Origin of the sequence: Pseudomonas sp. CFBP 13602 (assembly GCF_014842725.1) — a bacterium.
Classification (GTDB): Bacteria; Pseudomonadota; Gammaproteobacteria; order Pseudomonadales; family Pseudomonadaceae; genus Aquipseudomonas; species Aquipseudomonas baltica.
This window is the reverse complement of sequence record NZ_JACYVT010000009.1, coordinates 1-19,035: the sequence shown is the minus strand read 5'-3', so window position 1 is coordinate 19,035 and position 19,035 is coordinate 1. Positions and strand designations below refer to the sequence as shown.

The 19,035-nt window shown below is 63.6% G+C and carries 13 protein-coding genes and 2 pseudogenes; 10 read left to right on the top strand and 5 right to left on the bottom strand.

The genetic code is table 11. The features are described from left to right. Positions 1 to 10: 10 nt before the first annotated feature. Positions 11 to 4,276 carry an Ig-like domain-containing protein gene (locus tag IFU31_RS21765; protein ID WP_342345294.1) on the bottom strand — a complete coding sequence of 1,422 codons (4,266 nt, stop codon included), beginning with the start codon at positions 4,274 to 4,276 and terminating at the stop codon, positions 11 to 13. 24 nt (positions 4,277 to 4,300) lie between these two features. Continuing rightward, positions 4,301 to 4,975 (bottom strand): annotated as a pseudogene (locus tag IFU31_RS21935) (Tc toxin subunit A); the annotation flags it as partial. Between the two features lie 644 nt (positions 4,976 to 5,619). Between IFU31_RS21935 and IFU31_RS18405 the strand changes: the two are divergent. Beyond that, positions 5,620 to 6,585: an aliphatic sulfonate ABC transporter substrate-binding protein gene (locus IFU31_RS18405; RefSeq protein ID WP_122479280.1), complete on the top strand. Its 966-nt coding sequence runs from the start codon at positions 5,620 to 5,622 to the stop codon at positions 6,583 to 6,585. Between the two features lie 96 nt (positions 6,586 to 6,681). Here the strand turns inward: IFU31_RS18405 and mntP are convergent, their stop codons facing one another. From mntP to IFU31_RS18390, 3 genes are all read right to left on the bottom strand, one after another. Further along, on the bottom strand, positions 6,682 to 7,248 hold the full coding sequence (mntP, locus tag IFU31_RS18400; RefSeq protein WP_192057570.1) for a manganese efflux pump MntP: 567 nt from the start codon (positions 7,246 to 7,248) through the stop codon (positions 6,682 to 6,684). A 226-nt stretch (positions 7,249 to 7,474) separates the two neighbouring features. Continuing rightward, positions 7,475 to 8,599: an acyl-CoA dehydrogenase family protein gene (locus tag IFU31_RS18395; protein ID WP_192104072.1), complete on the bottom strand. Its 1,125-nt coding sequence runs from the start codon at positions 8,597 to 8,599 to the stop codon at positions 7,475 to 7,477. Positions 8,600 to 8,747: 148 nt separating this feature from the next. After that, positions 8,748 to 9,641, bottom strand: a complete 894-nt coding sequence (locus IFU31_RS18390) for a LysR family transcriptional regulator (protein WP_122479283.1) — start codon at positions 9,639 to 9,641, stop codon at positions 8,748 to 8,750. A 94-nt stretch (positions 9,642 to 9,735) separates the two neighbouring features. On the opposite strand from IFU31_RS18390, the gene IFU31_RS18385 reads away from it, so the two are divergent. The 9 genes and pseudogenes from IFU31_RS18385 to IFU31_RS18345 form a co-directional block, all read left to right on the top strand. Continuing rightward, positions 9,736 to 10,359, top strand: coding sequence for a cysteine dioxygenase family protein (locus IFU31_RS18385; protein WP_192053757.1), 624 nt, complete (start codon positions 9,736 to 9,738; stop codon positions 10,357 to 10,359). After that, positions 10,356 to 11,939 (top strand): rhodanese homology domain-containing protein, encoded by a 1,584-nt coding sequence (locus IFU31_RS18380; protein ID WP_192104070.1) that lies wholly within the window; start codon positions 10,356 to 10,358, stop codon positions 11,937 to 11,939. The genes IFU31_RS18385 and IFU31_RS18380 overlap by 4 nt, the downstream gene beginning before the upstream one ends. A 113-nt stretch (positions 11,940 to 12,052) precedes the next feature. Then, positions 12,053 to 12,847 (top strand): class II aldolase/adducin family protein, encoded by a 795-nt coding sequence (locus IFU31_RS18375; RefSeq protein WP_192104068.1) that lies wholly within the window; start codon positions 12,053 to 12,055, stop codon positions 12,845 to 12,847. 61 nt (positions 12,848 to 12,908) lie between these two features. Further along, positions 12,909 to 13,685, top strand: a pseudogene (locus IFU31_RS18370) (ABC transporter permease); the annotation flags it as partial. 4 nt (positions 13,686 to 13,689) lie between these two features. Next, positions 13,690 to 14,481 (top strand): ABC transporter ATP-binding protein, encoded by a 792-nt coding sequence (locus IFU31_RS18365; protein WP_192104066.1) that lies wholly within the window; start codon positions 13,690 to 13,692, stop codon positions 14,479 to 14,481. Between the two features lie 163 nt (positions 14,482 to 14,644). Further along, positions 14,645 to 16,297, top strand: a complete 1,653-nt coding sequence (locus IFU31_RS18360; protein ID WP_192104064.1) for an ABC transporter substrate-binding protein — start codon at positions 14,645 to 14,647, stop codon at positions 16,295 to 16,297. Continuing rightward, positions 16,294 to 17,253, top strand: a complete 960-nt coding sequence (locus IFU31_RS18355; protein WP_192104062.1) for an ABC transporter permease — start codon at positions 16,294 to 16,296, stop codon at positions 17,251 to 17,253. The genes IFU31_RS18360 and IFU31_RS18355 overlap by 4 nt, the downstream gene beginning before the upstream one ends. 20 nt (positions 17,254 to 17,273) lie before the next feature. After that, positions 17,274 to 18,230: an ABC transporter permease gene (locus IFU31_RS18350; RefSeq protein WP_192104060.1), complete on the top strand. Its 957-nt coding sequence runs from the start codon at positions 17,274 to 17,276 to the stop codon at positions 18,228 to 18,230. Beyond that, positions 18,227 to 19,035 (top strand): ABC transporter ATP-binding protein (locus IFU31_RS18345; RefSeq protein WP_192104058.1); only part of this gene is annotated, 809 nt, incomplete at its 3' end. The genes IFU31_RS18350 and IFU31_RS18345, both read left to right, overlap by 4 nt.

The following is a 19,035-nucleotide window of genomic DNA, read 5'->3' as shown; positions in this document are numbered from 1 at the left end:
CCAGACACTTTTATTCCGGAATGATCTTCATGATTTCGTAGCCTACGAAATTGTCCATCACGCTGTACGGACTGGTTTGAGTCTCGGACAGCATCAATTCCATGTAGCCATCCGGGCCGCAGGTTCCAGGTGTCGAGACGACCCTATAGCCAGCAGGAGTTATAGCCAGCACGGGTTCGTTACCGTACAGAACCCTGACCGTCATCGGCACTTCGGCGCGTTTGGGAACATAAGCAATGTTTCCTTCGAACCGTACGCGTGAATCACTGCTACTGGCCACAGTTCTGAACGCCGCCGGCAGATTTCGCCGGTCTTCGGGGATAACAAAGTTCACATGATCAACAGTGTTCATTCCGTCCCTGAACACCGCGCAGGTATCCGGGCGTACAGTAAGCGTGTTATCCCAGCGGTTATTACTGGTATAGATTCCTCTGTAAGCACAGCCCCCAGCACTGTTTGGTAATAGAGGTCTTTCCGGGGGGTTTCCATCCGTTTGCCTGAAGTGCACCGTGCCGCCTATCAGCGGACGTCCACTTTGCGAGTTCAGCTGGACACTGAGCCCGTGGGTATTTAGGTAGTCATGCTGCCTCCAAGCTTGAAAGATGCCAAGTGTCACGATCTCCTTCACATGCACTTCTCGGGTTTCAATGACACCCAAATTGCTCTCGAATCTCAAGACAAGCACGTTATCCGCTGCACCACCTTCTTTGAAATCGGCGTACTCCCCATTGAAATCAAAATGCATGTGCCCTTGCTCATCGGCATAGGCTTTCTCGCCCGCTGCAGGTGAAATGACAATTCCTTGCATGTCGGCAGCGCCGCCAACCAAGCTCCATTGCACCCATGCACGATCATCGCCGATATCCCCACGGACAGCACGTACGCTCAATGCTCCCTGCCCACCACGCCCTATGACGAACGAGCTGCCATCAGAATGATTCAACAGATCACCCGTTTCACCCAGCGACGACACTTGTAAAGATTCGTGAGCGTGCATGACTGCGACTGCGAAATCAGCCGCGTTGTTTACCCCAATGGTTCGCGCTGTCACCACTTTCTGGCCGTGATCACCCGCCGCGAAGCGATATTCGAATGCGGTCCAACCTTGACTATCGGTGTAGCTGGTTCCGAGCTCCCTACTGCCTTGGTGCCACGTCACGGGGTAGCGGCTCAATGCTGGCTCCAGGCGTACACGGAACTGCGCTGGGCGTGACTGGCCGATGCCGAAAATCTGCTCCAATGGTGCATGTTCGACCAGTCTTGGCAGCTCGAAGATAGGCGTCGCAGCACTGGCGAGGGGGCGCAATTGGGTGTCCGACACAGTGGCATCAACGCTCACTATCACGGACCCTGCCTGGGCTGCGGTGAAATTGATGCGGGCAATACCCTGCCCATCGGTGATGCTCGTAGCTTGCTGATCAAAGCCGCCGACGGTGCAACCCCAAGTCACTGTGGCGCCGATTACAGGCGTTTCATCCAGGTTGATAATGCGGCAAGTGACCTCTACCGGCTGGGTCGCCGCGATGGCGCTCGCGAAGCGTATGTATTGAAAGTAAGGCTGTTCCAGGAACCTGACGGGTTGAAACGCGTGCTCGTTACCGTTGAACTCGAACACCGCTACTACGCTGGCCGGACCCGACGGCTTGCTGTGCAACGTCGCATACGCCAGGCCTTCGCTATTGGTGCGCGTCTGCGGACGCTGGAATTGACCTAGGTCCGTCTCCCACTGCACCACACGATCGCGACCCACGTTGCCATGCATATCCACGAGTTCCACCGCAAACTCGATTTCTTCACGGTCACCCGCCAGCGCCTCGGCAGGATTCGGGTAATGGGGCACCTCGATGAAGTCAAGGGTGCTTTCATCGCAATCGATCCGCACCAGCGGCGCCTGGATCTGCCGGTCCAGGCCGTAGGTGGCGGTGACCTGAGCGGTGCCCATCTCATCGCCAGCCATCAGGGTCGCGGTCATTTCGCCATTGGCGTCGGTTTCCGTCATCGCGGGTAATTGCAGTTCGCCCAGGCTGGTACGCCAGGCGACTCGAATACCACCCATCGGCTGGCCCAGGAAGTTTCTGACGGTAATGGTGAAGCGTGCGACCTCGTCGGTCCTGGCCACCAACAGCTCACGGTCGACAATGATCCATGAAGACTCGCTTTGCCCCAGTTCACCTTCCACTTGTTTGCCTTCACCTGACAGGCTGGCGGTCAAGCTGGCCAAGGCACCCTCGCCAGCGGCCCGGTAGTCGTTGCGCGAACTGTCGCTGCGCAGCCGACTCAAGTCGACCACTGCCGTGGTGCCCAATTGCAGCTCGTTACAGAACTCGCGAATACGGATCAGGTGATCCAGTTCCAGCACCGTCAGCAGAATCCCGTTGTCAGCCAACAGCGCGGCTGTTTGCAGAATGTCGCGAGTGCCGAAGCCGATAAATCCGGCGATCTTGCCCGCAGCATCTTCGCGCACAAGTTCGGCATCGGCATCGCTGAGCTCTTGGGGCAGGCTGTTCACCAGCTGTAGGTAGTCGAGCAACTCCTGCTCACCGCGACGGCTGAATTTCACCACTCGCTGGTACTGCACCAGGCTGTAGAGGTCTGCAAAGCCGATGTCGTCGATCGACCAGGTGGCGGATCTGGTTCGGCGAACTTGCGCCGGGCGGCCGAACCACTCAGGGTTACGCACAAAACTGCGCAAGGCCATGGCGCTGACGTTCAGCTGTTGCGCGATCGCTGCCCGGCGGGCCAGACGTGCCAGGATGGTCAGCACTTCATCGCCCACGGGCACCGCGACACCGGCGCCCCCCTCGATGGCGAACACCCGCAGTACTTCGGCAAGCAACTGATAGGTCGTGCCACGCGCCCACAGCAGCAGCTCGCGGCACTGCTCGGCAGTCACCTTCAAGGTGCTGGCCAGGCATTCCCAAACCAGGCTCTGCTGAGCGGCACGGGCGTCCATCACCACACTGAACAGTTTGATGCGCAGGTCGGAGATCGCTGTGACGCCATGGCGGCTCATCACGCGATCGATCAGCTCCAGCAGCCGCTCGGTATAGTAGGCTTCGTCCTCGTACTCGGGGGCCATGATGCTGCGATCAATGATCAGGCCGTCACCGGAAACGAGCGCTTCGAATTCAGCCAGCCAGTCAATCGCAGTTGGCGCATCACCCGCTGAATACTGCGGTGCACCTGCTTCGACGAAGGTCGCCTGGCTGACCAATACCGCTCCCATACGTGATTGAATCTGCTTGAGCAGATCGATCTCGTGCTCGGTCGCTGCCGCAACGGGAGTCAGTGGCATGACCTGCTGATACAACCAGTTGACCGACAACTGATGCGTGTTGCACCACTTGATCACATCGGCCAAGGACTGGATCACACTCAGGGTGTCAGTCGTTTCCGAGTGCTGATGCACAGCAAGCCGGGGCTGCGCCAGGCGGTTGATGTACTGGTTGGCGCTCTGGTTGATCAATTGCAGCAAGGCAATCGCCTCGATACTCGAAATGCCCAGATAGCGTGGCAGCTTCACCAGGCGGTAGAACGCCGAGACTACAGCGTGGGACCACCGCAAGCTGTTGATATCGAAGTCAGCCATGCTTTCGTTGCCCTGACTGTGGAGCCCCTGAGCGATGTAGCGAGCGATATAGACGTAGGTTTCGAAACTGATGCCCAGCGCGCTGCACAGATGATCGACCTTGCGGTACTGATTCTCCGTCGCCGGGACGATTGGAAATACGCTGTCGTCCAGACACAACGGCGTTTCAAACAGGCCGCTGGCATTGAAAATGCGATCGAACTGCGGCGTGTCACTGCCGCACGCATACAGGCCTACGCCATGAACGAGCGCCGAAAAGTCTTCAGCGGTTACCTTGAAATCGCGCTGCAGTTGGCGAAACAGACCCAGCATGCGCAGGGTGTTTTCGGTGATCTGAAAAGCGTGCGGGGTCTTGCCGTGCTCGGTCTTGAAGGCTGCCGATAGCAGCAGATCGATGTCGGCGAAGCTCAGCTCCATCCAGCGCGACAGACGAATGATGCGTTGCAGGCGGTCGAAATGGCCATCGGTGTGGCCGATGAAACGGTGCATCGCCCCACCCTCACTGACCACGCCCAAGGTCGGCGCGGTACCCGCGTTGATGTAGCTGGAACCGACCACGGCAGGCGATGCCGGCGCCAACCCGGCCACATTGGGCGAAGCCACCGGTGCGCGCGTTTCAATGGACAGCAGGTCTTCCAGTTGCGCCTGGTTGATGCCCGTGCGCTTGCAGAAGGTAGGGATATCCACCAGCGGCTCGGCGTTGGCAACACCGTAGTGACGGTTGTAGAAGCTGGCCTGAGCCACGGCCATGGCTGCCTGACGCTGGAGGCCTGGGGCCTTGCGGGCCAGGTTCGTCAGCGGAAAATAAGGCGCTTCCAGCAGCAGCGCGCGCTGCTCGGGGCCAAACGCGGCGTCCAGTTGCAGGGCATCGTCGGAGGCCGCCGAATGCAACCCTTGCTCCTTGAAATAGGGGAACTTGGGATCGAGTTGTCGAACCACGTCACCCAGTTGGTAGCGCTTGCGCTGCAGCACATGGTTGATCTGCGCCTGATACCGCTCATACGGCAACTGGAAAGGATAACGGGTGGCCAGCAGTACATCGTCTACCGCTTCTTCGCTGCGGTTGCGGCCGTCCAGAAACTCGCGCGCGGCGCGCTCGAGAATCTCATTGACGATCACTACAGTCGGCTCGACGCGCTCCAGGCTCACCGGGTCCAAGGTCAGGTCAACCAGATCGGGACGACGCTTGGCCAGCGTGATGGCTTCACCTTCGATTGCCAGAGGCTCGATGGTCTGGGTGGCAAGACGGTAAAGACTGGTCAGATAAGCCGCAGGCGAGGAGGTTGCCTCGATAGCGCCGGGCATGCAGTTGCTCGACCAACTGGGGGTGAACTGGCTTTCGAAGCTGGGGCCGTCGACCAGCGCACGGACGCCGCTGCGGGCCATGGCCGCCGAAGCCGGCTCGCTGGCCTTGAGGCGTTGTTCGCGCATCTGTCGCGCTGCGAGCACGGCCACCGAGCTGGCGCGCTGATGCAAGGCTTGCGCTTGATCTACGTCAAAACCCTTGCCGAGCTTGATCAGGTCGTCGACGCTGCCTTGAGCGATCTCCATTGCCGTGCAGCCTTGAACCTTGGACAGGGTCTGGTGCTGTTCGGCATTGACGGCGATATTCTTCAAATGTGCGGATAGGGTACGTTCCGCCGGCGTTTCATCTTTCATGGCTATCTACCTTGGCTGTTCGGCGCAGGCCCGCGAACGGGCTGCGCAGTGAAGCCGCCACACTAGGTAATGTTTCCTTGGACGTCGCCTGACAGAAGTGATAGGTACGTGTATGTTTTTAAAAGAGAAATTTGTATATGCGAAGATGACAGGCGCCTACTGAGAACCTTTCGCATCGATAAAGAACCGGCGGGTGAAGTGCAGTGCGAATCAGTTTGGCCGGTGAGGCTGCATAAGCTGATAACTAAACGCCATTACCGTGCGTTGAACTGTTCTTCTATAGTCGCTTCACCGGATCACCGGCATGCCCTTCCCCGTTCTCTTCGAGCCGACCGCGCCCCGCGGATGCGTCGGAGACGAGACTTGAAACCATGTCCACCCTCTTCACCCCGCGGCACCTGCTTGCCGCCAGCCTCAGCGTTGCGCTCGGCGTTGCCTTCAGCTTTTCGGCAGCGGCAGAAACCCAGCTGCGCATCGGTTACCAGAAGTCCTCGACGCTGATGGTGCTGCTCAAGCAGCAAGGTACGCTGGAGAAGCAACTGGCAGACAAAGGCGTGCGCGTCAGCTGGCACGAATTTGCCAGTGGCCAGCCGCTGCTCGAAGCGCTTAACGTCGGCAACGTCGACCTGTCGGCAGACGTTGCCGACACGGTGCCGGTGTTCGCTCAAGCTGCCGGCGGCAAGCTCACCTACTACGCGTCCGAATCGGCTTCACCGCAGGCCCAGGCGATTCTGGTGCGGCAGGACTCGCCGCTCAAATCGCTGGCAGACCTGCGTGGCCATACCGTAGCAGTCACCAAGGCGGCAGGGGCTCACTACCTGCTGCTGGCGGCCTTGCGCAAGGGTGATCTGACGTTCACTGACATCAAGCCGGCCTACCTGACCATCGCCGACGGTCGCGCCGCCTTCGAAAACCAGAAGGTGGATGCCTGGGTGGCGTGGGAACCGTTCCTCAGTGCCGCGCAGCAGCACCAACCTACCCGCGTACTGGCGGGCAGCGAAAACCTGGCCTCGTACAAGCGCTACTATCTGGCAGGCACGCCTTATGCGAAGGCCAACCCGGCGATCCTGAAAACGGTGTTCGACGACTTGGCCGAAACTGGCAAATGGGTCAAGGCGAACCCGGCCGACGCCGCCGCGATTCTGGGTCCGCTCTGGGGCAATCTTGACCCGGCAGTGGTGCAGCAGGCGAACGCCCGCCGCAGCTACGATGTGCAGCCCGTCACCCGCGAAGGATTGGCCGAGCAGCAGAAGATCGCCGATGCCTTTCACGACGAGAAGCTGATTCCCAAGCGGATCGATGCGGTGAACGTGGAGGTGTGGGCGCCGGGCGAGTAATCCAACGACGCACTCCCAGGATCTGTGCGGCGGCCCCTCACCTGCCGCCGCCAACCGGGCCGGAAAACGCAGCCCATGAGCAGTCCACTGCTCCGATTACGCCGCAGACAAATGCTCGTAGAGAATCACCGCACCGACCAGCATCAACACGATGCCGCCCACGATTTCCGCGCGCTTGCCCACCACGACGCCCAGTACCCGACCCAGCATCACGCCGATCGTGACCATGACCGTGGTCGCCACGCCGATGGCGGCGGCTGCAATCCAGATGTTCACGTCGACGAAGGCCAGGCCTACGCCAACCGCAAGAGCATCGATGCTGGTGGCAAAGGCGGTGACGGCCAGAATGGCAAAGGAATGCTGTTGCGGCTTGTCTTCTTCAGGGGCTTCATCCTTGACGCCGTTGTAAATCATGTGCAGCCCAAGTCCCACCAATAGCACGAAGGCGATCCAGTGGTCGAAGTCTTGAACGTACTCAGTCGCCGCCTGGCCTATGAACCACCCTATCAAGGGGGTGATGGTCTCTATAGCACCGAAGATGACACCCGTACGAAGTGCTTCCGTGAATCGCGGTTTGTGCAGTGTCGCGCCTTTGCCGATGGCGGCGGCGAAGGCGTCGGTGGACATCGCCAGGGCGACGAAGATGATGGAAATGGGGTTCACGGTCGAAGATCCAGCCGGGCTATGAGTCAACGACGCGACCACACGCCCGGCTTTAGGCATGGATGCATCATTGGTCTCACCAACCACAAGGTGTTCGTGCCACGGCAGGCAGCCGAGAATGTTGACACGAACGCGCTGGACCGAGGTCCAGAGCAGGCTACTCCCCAACAAGGGACGCCACTGTAATCAGCGGCACATGAAAATTTCGTGAGCTCGTTGATGGGTGTCAGAGCGCCAGTGCCTGACGCCCTATTGCAACCAGGGCGCTGTCATCCTGAGGCGTGTGAATGCGCGCGCAGAGCACGTTGCGGTAGTGCCTTTCCAGCGCGTTGCGACGGTCCAGCGCCGGGTTGCCGCCGGCTTCGATGGCCAGGGTCACCGCGCGTATGGCCTGGTTGCACACCAGGTACTTGATGGCGGGCCAGCGCTCGGCGGGCAGGCGGCCTTCGGCGGCCGATTGCAACAGGGCCTGGTTGGCCAGCAGCAGGCTGTCGATCTCGCCGACCCGTTCCTGGAAGCGCGGCAGCGTCGCCAGGGCGGCACCGAGATTGGCCGGTACGCGGTGCTGCAGCCAATCGATGAACGAATCACGTGCGGCCTGGGCCACGCCGTCGTAGACACTGGACATCAGCACCGCCATCCACAGCAGGCCTTCGCCGTCCAGTTCCGGCTGCGGCGTGCTGGCCGGACTCACGCTGACGGCCTGGTCGAACGGCACCAGCACGTCGTCGAAGACCACATCGTGGCTGCACGTGGCACGCATGCCCAAGTGGTCCCAGGTGTCTTCGATGGTGATTCCGGGGGTGTCTCGGTGCACCAGCCAGGAACCCACCAACGGATCGTCATCATCGCTGCGCGCCCACACCAGCAGCCAGGTCAGGCCGTGGCTGCCGGTGGAATAGATCTTGCGGCCGTTCAGTCGCCAGCCCTCGGCGGTACGTCGCGCCACGGTGTTGGGCAGGCCGCCGCGGGCCGGCGTGCCCAGTTCGGGCTCGACCCGCAGCGAATTGATCAGCGCCCCGCTTTCCAAGGCGTCCAGCGCCAGGCGCTGCTTCCATGCCTGAGGCCAACGCTCGCTCTGGTGCAGGCGGGCCTGCTGCAGGTACTGCATGACCAGGATCAACGCCGTCGCCGGCTCGCCCTTGGCGACTGCGGCCACCACTTTCTGCGCTGTTGCCAGGTCGGCCCCGCCGCCGCCATAGGCCGTGGGCACGGTCAGCGCGAGCAGGCCGAGGCTGTGCAGGTGGTCGATGTTGTCATGGGGGAACTCGCCACTGCGGTCGTAGCGCTCGGCGTGCAGTGCCATTCGTTCGGTGAGCGCGGCAAGGGCGTCGGGGTCTAACTGGGGCATGGCGGAAACTCGGTCGGACAAGTGCACGGCAACGCAACTCGAAGCGGCAGCGCTGTGGTTGTGGACTAATCTACGCACCTTCAAGGACATGAGTAAAGATCATTTTAGGCATATCCTAATATGCGAAACGCGCACATATCTTGCTCCATCAGTCCGTATTCATCCCTTGTGCCACGCTTTCCCCGAACAGCCTGATCGCGCCTTGCAGGTTGCCGACGAACGCCGCATGCACCAGCCACAGGTCGACCATGGGTTTGAAATCCGCCACCTGCAGAACCTGCAGTTGTTCGCGGTGGCGACTGTGCTGCAACAGCGGTGCCGGGACCAGACCCAGGCCCATGCCGCTGGCCGCCAGGCCCAATTGCAGGTCGGTGCCGAAGGTCTCCAGGTTCAGTTTCAGGCTCAGGCCCTGCTCGGCCAGGGCGTGCGAGAGACCAGCGCGAAAGCCACAGCCGTCGGGGTTCAGCACCCAACCTTCGCCTTGGCAGTCGGCCAGCTTGCAGCGTTTGCCGAAATCCAGGCCCTTGGCTCCAACCACCAGCAGCGGCATGCGCGCCAGCGAGTGACCCACCACGCCGTCGGGAAACACCTTGCCTGCCGGGAACAACGCCGCAGCCGCATCCAGCTCACGGTGCTGGATACGCTGGACCAGCTGTCCACCCCAGCCGTGGGCAACCTGCACGTGCAAATCGACGAAGCGCTGCTTCAAGGCTTGCAGGGCATCGAGCAGCACGGCGTCACCGACCGTCTGCGGCACGCCGAGGCGCAGCGTGCCGGAGGGCGCTGCGTCTTCGGCCACCAGCTCGTGCAGCGAATCGACCTCGCGCATCACGCCCTGGCAGCGTTCATACACGCGCAGGCCGATGGCCGTGGGTTTCATCGGCTTGGTGTGCCGGTCGAGCAGAATTGCGCCCAGCGACTCTTCGAGACTTTGCAGGCGCCGGGTGACGGCGGACTGAGTCAGCTGCAGGGATTCGGCGGCCACGCTCAGGGACTGCAGGCGCACGACTGCCAGGAACGCTTGGATGTCATCTATCTTCATTCGCTTTTCGCATATTAGCTTATGAACAAATTGAATTTCGGGAAGCTTAATCCCTTTGCTAGGGTAATAACGAATCTGTTCGAGGGCTACTGAAATGACTCATCCACTGCGCTATGACCGCTTTCGCCAGTTCGTCGGCGACCTGGCCGAGTTGCTGGATCGCGAACCCAGCGAGCCGGCGGTGCTGGAACAAGGCGCAGTGCTGCTGCAGCGGCTGGTCAGCCACGACGACTGGCTGCCGGCCATCGCTGCCCAGCCCGATCCGCAACGCTACCAGCAATTCCTGCTGCACGCCGACGCCCGCCAGCGCTTTTCCGTGGTGAGCTTCATCTGGGGCCCTGGGCAGAGCACACCGATCCATGACCATCGCGTCTGGGGCCTGATCGGCATGTTGCGCGGTGCCGAGTTTTCCCAAGGCTTCAGCCGCGAAGCCGATGGGCGCCTGGTGCCCGACGGCGCGCCGATCCGCCTCGGGCCGGGCCAGGTCGAAGCGGTATCACCCAACATCGGCGACATCCATCAAGTCAGCAATGCCTTCCACGATCGGGTGTCCATCAGCATCCATGTCTACGGCGCCAATATCGGCGCGGTAGCGCGCGCTGTGTACAGCGAAAGCGGCGAAGAAAAGCCATTCATTTCCGGTTATTCCAATGCCGGCATCCCCAATTTCTGGGACTTGTCCAAAGAGCGCCCGCCAAAAGAGAGTTCACCCGCATGAGCCAGATTGCCGTACGCCCCTACTCCACCTTGCGCCAGGCACTGCTGGACGGCCAGGAAGTGGCATTGATCGATGTCCGCGAAGAGGCGCCTTTCGCCGAGGCTCACCCGCTGTTCGCCGCCAATATCCCCCTGTCCCGGCTGGAACTGGACATCTACGCCCGGGTACCGCGCCGCGATACGGCCATCACCGTCTATGACGACGGCGAAGGCCTTGCCGCCGTGGCCGCGCAACGCTTGCAAGCGCTCGGTTATACCGATGTGGCGCTGCTGCAAGGCGGGCTTGCCGGCTGGCACGATGCAGGCGGCGAGCTGTTTCGCGACGTCAACGTACCGAGCAAGGCCTTCGGCGAGCTGGTCGAAAGCCTGCTGCATACACCGTCACTGGCGGCCGAGGACGTGCAGGCCCTGCTCGACAGCCGGGCCGACGTGGTGGTGGTCGACGCACGACGCTTCGACGAATACCAGACCATGAGCATTCCGGGCGGCATCAGTGTGCCAGGCGCCGAACTGGTGCTGCGCATCCGCGAACTCGCGCCCGATCCGCAGACCCGAGTGATCGTCAACTGCGCCGGTCGCACCCGGAGCATTATCGGCACGCAGTCGCTGGTCAATGCGGGCATTCCCAACCCGGTGTCGGCGCTGCGCAACGGCACCATTGGCTGGACACTCGCCGGTCAGGCACTGGAACATGGCCAGCAACGTCGCTTCGGCGAAGTCGCCGAGCACACCCGCGCGGCAGCGGCGCAGTCGGCACGCGCGGTCGCGGACAGGGCCGGTGTGCAACGCGCGACGCTTGCAGCGCTGGCCCGCTGGCAAACCGAACAGGGCCGCACCACCTATGTGTTCGACGTGCGCACCCCGGAAGAATACGCGGCCGGGCACCTGCCTGCGGCGCGCTCTACCCCGGGCGGCCAGTTGGTGCAGGAAACCGATCATTTCGCCAGCGTGCGCGGTGCGCGGCTGGTGCTGGTGGACGACGACGGCGTACGCGCCAACATGAGCGCGTCGTGGCTGGCCCAGATGGGTTGGGACGTGTTCGTGCTGGACGATGCACAGTCCAGCGATTTCACTGCCGACGGCGCCTGGCAGACGCCCCTGCCGACCCTGCCGGAAGCCGAGACGATCAGCCCGGCAACGCTCGCTCGGTGGCAACGCGAGGGCAACACCCAGGTGTTCGACTTCACCAGCAGCGCCAACCACGTGCAACGTCATATCGCCGGTGCCCATTGGGCACTGCGCGCGCAATTGCCCCAGGCCCTGGAGAACGTACCCGTGGCCGAACGCTACGTGGTGACCTGCGGCAGCGGCCTGCTGGCACGCTTCGCGGTGGCCGATCTGCAGGCGTTGACCGGCAAACCGGTGTTCCTCCTCGAAGGTGGCAACGCCGCCTGGGTGGCCCAGGGCCTGCCGGTGGAAGCCGGCGAACGCCATCTGGCCGTGCCCCGCAGCGACCGCTACCGGCGCCCCTACGAGGGCACCGACAACCCTCGCCAAGCCATGCAAGGCTACCTGGATTGGGAGTTCGGCCTGGTCGAGCAACTGGCCAGGGACGGCACCCACGGCTTCAAGGTGATCTGACACCGCAACGCCCCTACATCACTGGCTGCTCGGGACCTGATGAAACCGGACCGAGCGGCGATCGCACTCATGTGCCGTCGCCGCCGGCACGCACGTTTTTCAGGAGAGACCCGATGACTTCGTTGTCCGTTCTGCACGATTCCACGCCCACGCTGCGCCAGCGTGTCACGCCGCAGGAATGGGAGGTGCGCGTCAAGCTCGCGGCCGCCTATCGCCTGGCCGCGCAACTGCGCTGGACCGACCATATCTACACGCACTTCTCGGCCCGCGTGCCGGGTGATCAGGAGCACTTCCTGATCAACGCCTTCGGCCTGCTGTTCGATGAAATCACCGCATCCAATCTGGTCAAGGTGGATATCGACGGCGAGCTGATCGACGATCCACTGGGGCTGGGCATCAACCACGCCGGCTACGTGATCCACAGCGCCATCCACCGCGCACGCCCCGACCTCAAAGCCGTGTTGCACACCCATACCCGCGATGGTGCTGCAGTGTCGGCCCAGCGCAACGGCTTGCTGCCGTTGTCCCAGCACGCATTGCTCTACTACAGCCGCGTCGCCTACCACGGTTATGAAGGCATAGCCCTGGACCTGGACGAACAGACGCGCCTGGTTCGCAACCTGGGCAACAGCAACATCCTGATCCTGCGCAACCACGGCCTGTTGACCGGAGGCGTCAGTGTCGAACATGCCTTCCGCGAACTGCATGGGCTGGAGCGGGCCTGCAACATCCAGATCGCCGCCCAGGCCGGCGGCAATACCGACCTGCTGCTGGCGCCGCAGGCGGCCATCGACAAGGTGCATCAGCAATCCGCCAGTGCGGCCAGCGGCGACAACCCCAAGATCCAACTGCACTGGGACGCCCTGATCCGTCAGCTCGATCGCGAGGGCCAAGACTATGCCACCTGAAATCGCCTCTGCGCCGATCGCCAGGGCGCCCATCCACATGCTCGAAGTCACGCCCAGCGCATCCCGGCGCGGCGTGCAGGTGCCAGGCTTCGTACTCAGGCTGCTGAGCCCGCTGGCGATCCTGGTGCTCTGGGAGCTGGCCTCGCGGGTCGGGCTGATCCCGCCGCGTATCATCGCCGCGCCGTCGAGCATCGGTGTGACGTTCTGGGCGCTGACCATCAGCGGCGAGCTCCCGGCGCATCTGCTGATATCCCTGCAGCGCGCGGTGTCGGGCCTGGCCATTGGTGTGTTCATCGGCACCGCTGCGGCCCTGCTCACCGGCCTTTCGCGGCGTGGCGAAGTGCTGCTCGACTCACCCATGCAGATGCTGCGCACCGTACCCTCACTGGCGCTGGTGCCACTGTTCATTCTGTGGTTCGGCATCGGCGAATTCACCAAGGTCGCGCTGATCGTCATGGGCACCACCTTTCCGGTGTACCTGAACCTGTTCGCCGGCATCCGCAGCATCGACCCCAAGCTGATCGAAGCCGGCAACACCCTGGGGCTGAACCGTCGCGAACTGGTCTGGCACGTGATATTGCCCGGCGCGCTGCCGTCGTTCTTCGTCGGCCTGCGCTATTCGCTGGCGATCTCCTGGCTGGCGTTGGTGTTCGTCGAGCAGATCAACGCCACCTCCGGCATCGGCTTCCTGGCCAGCGACGCGCGCGACTTCATGCGCACCGACATCATCGTCATCTGCCTGCTGGTGTACAGCCTGCTGGGGCTGCTGATCGACGGCATCATCCGCGCCCTGGAGCACTACGCCCTGGCCTGGCGCCCCTCCTTCGTGAAGAGCTGATCCCATGACCGCACACAACGTCACCCGCCCGTTGCACCCACAACCCGCCGTCAGCCTGCAGAACGTGGTGCGTCAGTTCGGCACCAACCGCGTCATCGACGGCTTGAACCTGGACATCGCGCCCGGCGAGTTCGTTGCCCTGCTGGGCGCCAGCGGCTCGGGCAAGACCACCCTGCTGCGCTCGCTGGCCGGGCTCGACCCGATCGAAGGTGGCCGGCTGCTGGTGCCTGCGGCCCGCTCGGCGGTGTTCCAGGAACCGCGCCTGATGCCGTGGAAGCGCGTGTGGAAGAACGTCACCTTGGGCGTGCGCACCCCCCAGGCCCGCGAGCGTGCGGTCAAGGCGCTGACCGAAGTGGGTTTGGCGCATCGGCTCGATGCCTTTCCCGCCACCTTGTCCGGGGGTGAAGCCCAGCGCGTGGCATTGGCCCGCAGCCTGGTGCGCGAGCCTCGCCTGCTGCTGCTGGACGAACCGTTCGCCGCCCTCGATGCGCTGACCCGCATTCGCATGCATCAGTTGATCATCGACCTATGGCGTGCCCACGGGCCTGCAGTGCTGCTGGTCACCCACGATGTCGAGGAAGCGATCCTGCTGGCCGATCGCATCATCGTGCTCAAGAACGGGCGCATTGCCGAAGCGCTGCCCATTGGCCTGGATCGCCCTCGGGAAAAAGGCACACCGGCCTTCAATGCCATTCGCCGACGCCTGTTGGGGCTGCTGGGCGTGGAAGCAGGCCCGCCTCAGGTGGCCGATGGACCCTTGCCGCAAGCCAACAGACCACGAGCGCTCGCTACCTGAATCGAAGTGGGGCCATTCGCGGGCAGAGCCCCGCTCCCACAGAGAACTTGCCGCCCGCCCCGTTCCCACAGGCACCACCAACCTCTGTGGGAGCGGGGCTCTGCCCGCGAACGCCCCCACCCCAAACCCAAGCCGATCACAGCACTACAAAGGACCCTCACCCATGCCCCACCCAACCCACCCATCGGCTTCGAACCTGCCCCAACGCCCCCGCCTGCTGGCACTGGGCATACTGCTCGCAACACTGGCGGGCTGCTCGCCCTCGGCCCCCGAACACGCCGACAAGACCCTCAAGATCGCCTTCTTCGGCGACAACACCACCCTGGTCAGCGTCGACCCGTTCCAGGTCTACTGGCTCGAACATCGCGTGCTGCTGCGCAACGTCGCCGAATCACTGACCGACCAGGACCCGGACACCGGCAAGATCATTCCCTGGCTGGCCAAGAGCTGGGACATCAGCGACGATGCCTTGAGCTACACCTTCCAACTGCGTGACGACGTCACCTTCAGCAACGGCGAGCGCTTCGACGCCCAGGCAGTGAAGGCCGCGTTCGACAGCGACAAGGCATTCGCCCAGGAGCTGCCGGCGACCTTCGGCGCAACCTACCTGGCCGGCTACGACCATGCCGAAGTGCTCGACGACTTCACCGTCAAACTGGTGCTGTCACGACCCAACGCCGGCTTCCTGCAGGCCACGTCCACCACCAACCTGGCGATTCTTGCACCTGCCTCCTACCAGTTGACCGCCAAGCAGCGCTCGCTCGGCCAGATCATCGGCACCGGGCCGTTCGTACTCGAGCACTACACGCCGGAGAGCGGCGCCCGACTGACCCGTCGACCGGGCTACCACTGGGCGTCGGCGAACATGAAGAACAAGGCCGACGCCCATCTGGATGCCGTGGAAATCAGCTACATCGCCGAGGAAAGCGTACGTAACGGATTGTTCCTGCAGGGCAAGGTCGATGTGCTGTGGCCGCGCAATCCGTTCTCGGAGGTCGACCTCAAGCTGTACCAAAGCAAGGGCGCTACCATTCAGAGCCGCGCCTTGCCCGGCCCCGCGTTGAACCTCTACCCCAACACCCGCAACGGCCGTGTACTGGCCGACAGGAAAGTGCGCCAGGCACTGCTCAAGGCCATCGACCGCAAGAGCTACGCCAGCACCGTGTACAACGCCGATTTCCCCGTCGTCAACGGTGTGTACGACAGCACCACGCCGTACTTCAAGGCCCAGGGCGCCAAGCTTGGCTACGACGCTGTCGGCGCCGCACGCTTGCTGGACGAGGCAGGCTGGGCACCGGCTGCCGATGGCTATCGACACAAGGACGGCAAGCGCCTGAGCCTGGCCTACAACATCAACGGCAGTGAAACGGCCGGCGATGTGCTGGTGCAGGATCAACTGCGCAAGGTGGGTATCGACCTGAAACTCAACGTGGTGACCCGCGCCGAATGGACCGCCGCCAATGCCCAGGGCAACTACGACCTGACGTCCACCTACATGACCCGCGCCGATCCGATCATTCTGCAGACCATTCTCGATCCGCGCAGCGCCAACAGCTCGACCCTGGCCACCAATACCTACGAACCGGCGACCCTGAACCGGGCGACCGCGCTGTTCGACGCTGGCATCACTGCCACTCGAGCCGAGCAACGCGCCAAGGCCTACGGCGATCTGCAGGACCTGCTGGTGGACGAGGCCTCGGCCATCCCGATCTACGAGCGTGTCTGGCAGGCAGCCACGGCGGCTCGGGTGAAGAACTTCCACTGGACCGCAGAAGGCTTCGCCTTCCTCGGTGACATCGAGGTCGGCACGCCATGAACCGTTACCTGCTGGGGCGTGTCGGCCAGGCGCTGCTGGTGCTATGGGGCGCCTACACCATCACCTACTTCATCCTCTACCTGCTGCCCGGCGATACGCTGTCGATCATGCTCAGCGCCTCGGGCCTGGAAGTCGATGCGCTGTCGCCAGCGGACCTGGCCAAGGCACGTGCCTACTACGGGCTGGATCGCGGCCTGTTCGAGCAGTACGGGCATCTGCTCTGGCGGGCCCTGCACGGTGACTTCGGTCAGTCGCTGTCGCTCAACCGGCCCGTGACTGCGCTGCTGGCCGAGCGCCTGCCACAAACCCTGACCCTGGCCGGTTCGGCCATCGTGCTGTCGTTGATCGGCGGCATCGGCCTGGCCTACCTGACCGCCTACGTGCGCTGGCAACCCTTGCAATCGGCCATGGCGCGCCTGCCGTCGCTGGGGTTCTCAGTGCCGGTGTTCTGGCTGGGCCTGCTACTGATCCAGGTGTTCGCCTTCGGCCTGGGCTGGTTCCCCGCCACCGGCAGTCAGGGCCTGGACAGCCTGGTGCTGCCGGCCATCACCCTGGCGATCCCCAGCGCAGCGGTGTATGCCCAGGTGCTGCAACGCGGATTTCAGCAGGTGTGGCGCGAGCCCTACATCACCACGGCCTACGCCAAGGGTCTGAGCCGCGCCCAGGTGCAGTACCGCCACGGCCTGAAGAACGCGGCGCTGCCGATTCTCACGCTGTTCGGCCTGCAGGTCGGCAACACCGTGTCGGGTGCGGTGCTGGTGGAAACCATCTTCAGCCGCAACGGTGTCGGGCGCTTGGCCCAGGAAGCCGTACTGCGCCAGGACATTCCGGTGGTGCTGGCGATCGTCGCCATCTCCGCGGCCGCTTTCGTGGTGGTGAACCTGTTGGTGGACCTGCTCTACCCGATGTTCGACCCCCGTATCACCCACGCGCCCCGTGCGCCCAGTGCGGCCTAGGCCTGCCAAGGATTCCGCTCATGCCTTCATCCAACGCCGTGCACAACCTCGACCGTCGGTTCGGCTCGCCGTCGATACAACGCTTGCCGGCTACGACGCCATCCGCGCCATTGCCAGTGGAGGCCACCACGCCATGGCGACGGCGCAATCGCTGGTCACGCCTGCTCAGCGCTTCACGTCCCCTGTTGCGCCGGCCCGGCTTCATGCTGGCCGCGCTGGTAGTCGCCTTTGCTTTGCTGGCTGCGCTGGCACCGGGCGTGCTGAGCGGCTTCGACCCCAATGCCACGGCGCCGCTGGCCAAGCTCACCGCGCCCAACGCCACCCATTGGTTCGGCACCGACGAGCTGGGCCGCGACCTGTATACCCGCGTGATCCACGGCGCCAGCCTGTCGATTCAGGCAGCGCTGCTGGCGGTTGGCCTGGCCCTGCTCGGCGGCTTGAGCCTGGGCGTGCTGTCGGGGTTCGCCGGGGGCCGCGTGGATGCGCTGATCATGCGCGTGATCGACGTGCTGCTGGCCCTGCCTGGCTTGCTGCTGGCGCTGGCCATCGTCACCGCCATCGGCTTCGGCACCTTGCCGGTAGCCCTTGCCGTGGGTGTAGGGATCATTCCCGGTTTTGCCCGCACCACCCGTGCCGAGGTGTTGCGGGTGAAGACCCTGCCCTACGTGGAGGCCGCCCGCTTGGGCGGCGCGAGCTGGTTGCAGACGTTGTGGCGGCACATCCTGCCCAACGCCTGGGGGCCGGTCGCCGTGCTCGCCACCCTGGACTTCGGCGCCGCCATTCTGGCCACCGCAGGCCTCAGTTTCCTGGGTTTCGGCGCCGCGCCACCGGCGCCGGAATGGGGCACGCTGATTGCCACCGGCCGGCATTTTCTGATCACCGCGCCATGGGTGGCGCTGTTGCCCGGCGTCTTTGTCGTGGCCGTGGTGTTCAGCCTCAATCACCTGGCCCGCACCCTTGAAGAGATCAAGCGATGAACGCGCTCATTGAAGTCCACAACCTGGGCATCGCCTACCGCCAGGGTGCGCAGCACACCCAGGCGGTGACGGATGTATCGTTCAGCCTGGCCCAGGGCGAGACCCTGGCCATCGTCGGAGAATCGGGCTCGGGCAAGACCACTGTGGCCAACGCTATGCTCGGCTTGCTGCCTGACAGCGCCGTGCTGACCGCCGGTCGGCTGGTGGTGGCCGGGCAGGACCTGAGCCAGGCCAGCGAACGCGTCAAGCGCCAACTCCGCGGCCGCACCATCGGCCTGGTGCCTCAAGACCCGATGGTCAGCCTCAACCCCACCCAGCGCATCGGCGTGCAGATCGCCGAGGCTCTGGTGCTGGCCAGAGGTGGGCGCTACCGCGGGGTGGACAACGATGTCGGCGAGCTGCTCGCCCAGGTCGGCCTGGACAACCCGACGCTGCGCGCCCGGCAGTACCCTCACGAGCTGTCAGGCGGCATGCGCCAGCGCGTGCTGATCGCCATCGCACTGGCCGGCAACCCGCGACTGATCATCGCCGATGAGCCGACCAGTGCGCTGGATGTGACCGTGCAGCAGCGGATTCTCGATCATCTCGAGGGGCTGGTGCGCGAGCGAGGCATCTCGTTGCTGATCATCACCCACGACCTGGGCGTGGCCGCCGACCGCGCCGACCGGGTGCTGGTGATGAAGTCCGGGAGGCTGGTCGAGCACGGCACGCCGCAGCAGGTGCTGGCCAAGCCGACCCAGCCTTACACCCGCGCCTTGATCGCCGCCGCGCCGGCCTTCGCCGAGCCCCGCGCACCGCGCGCTGC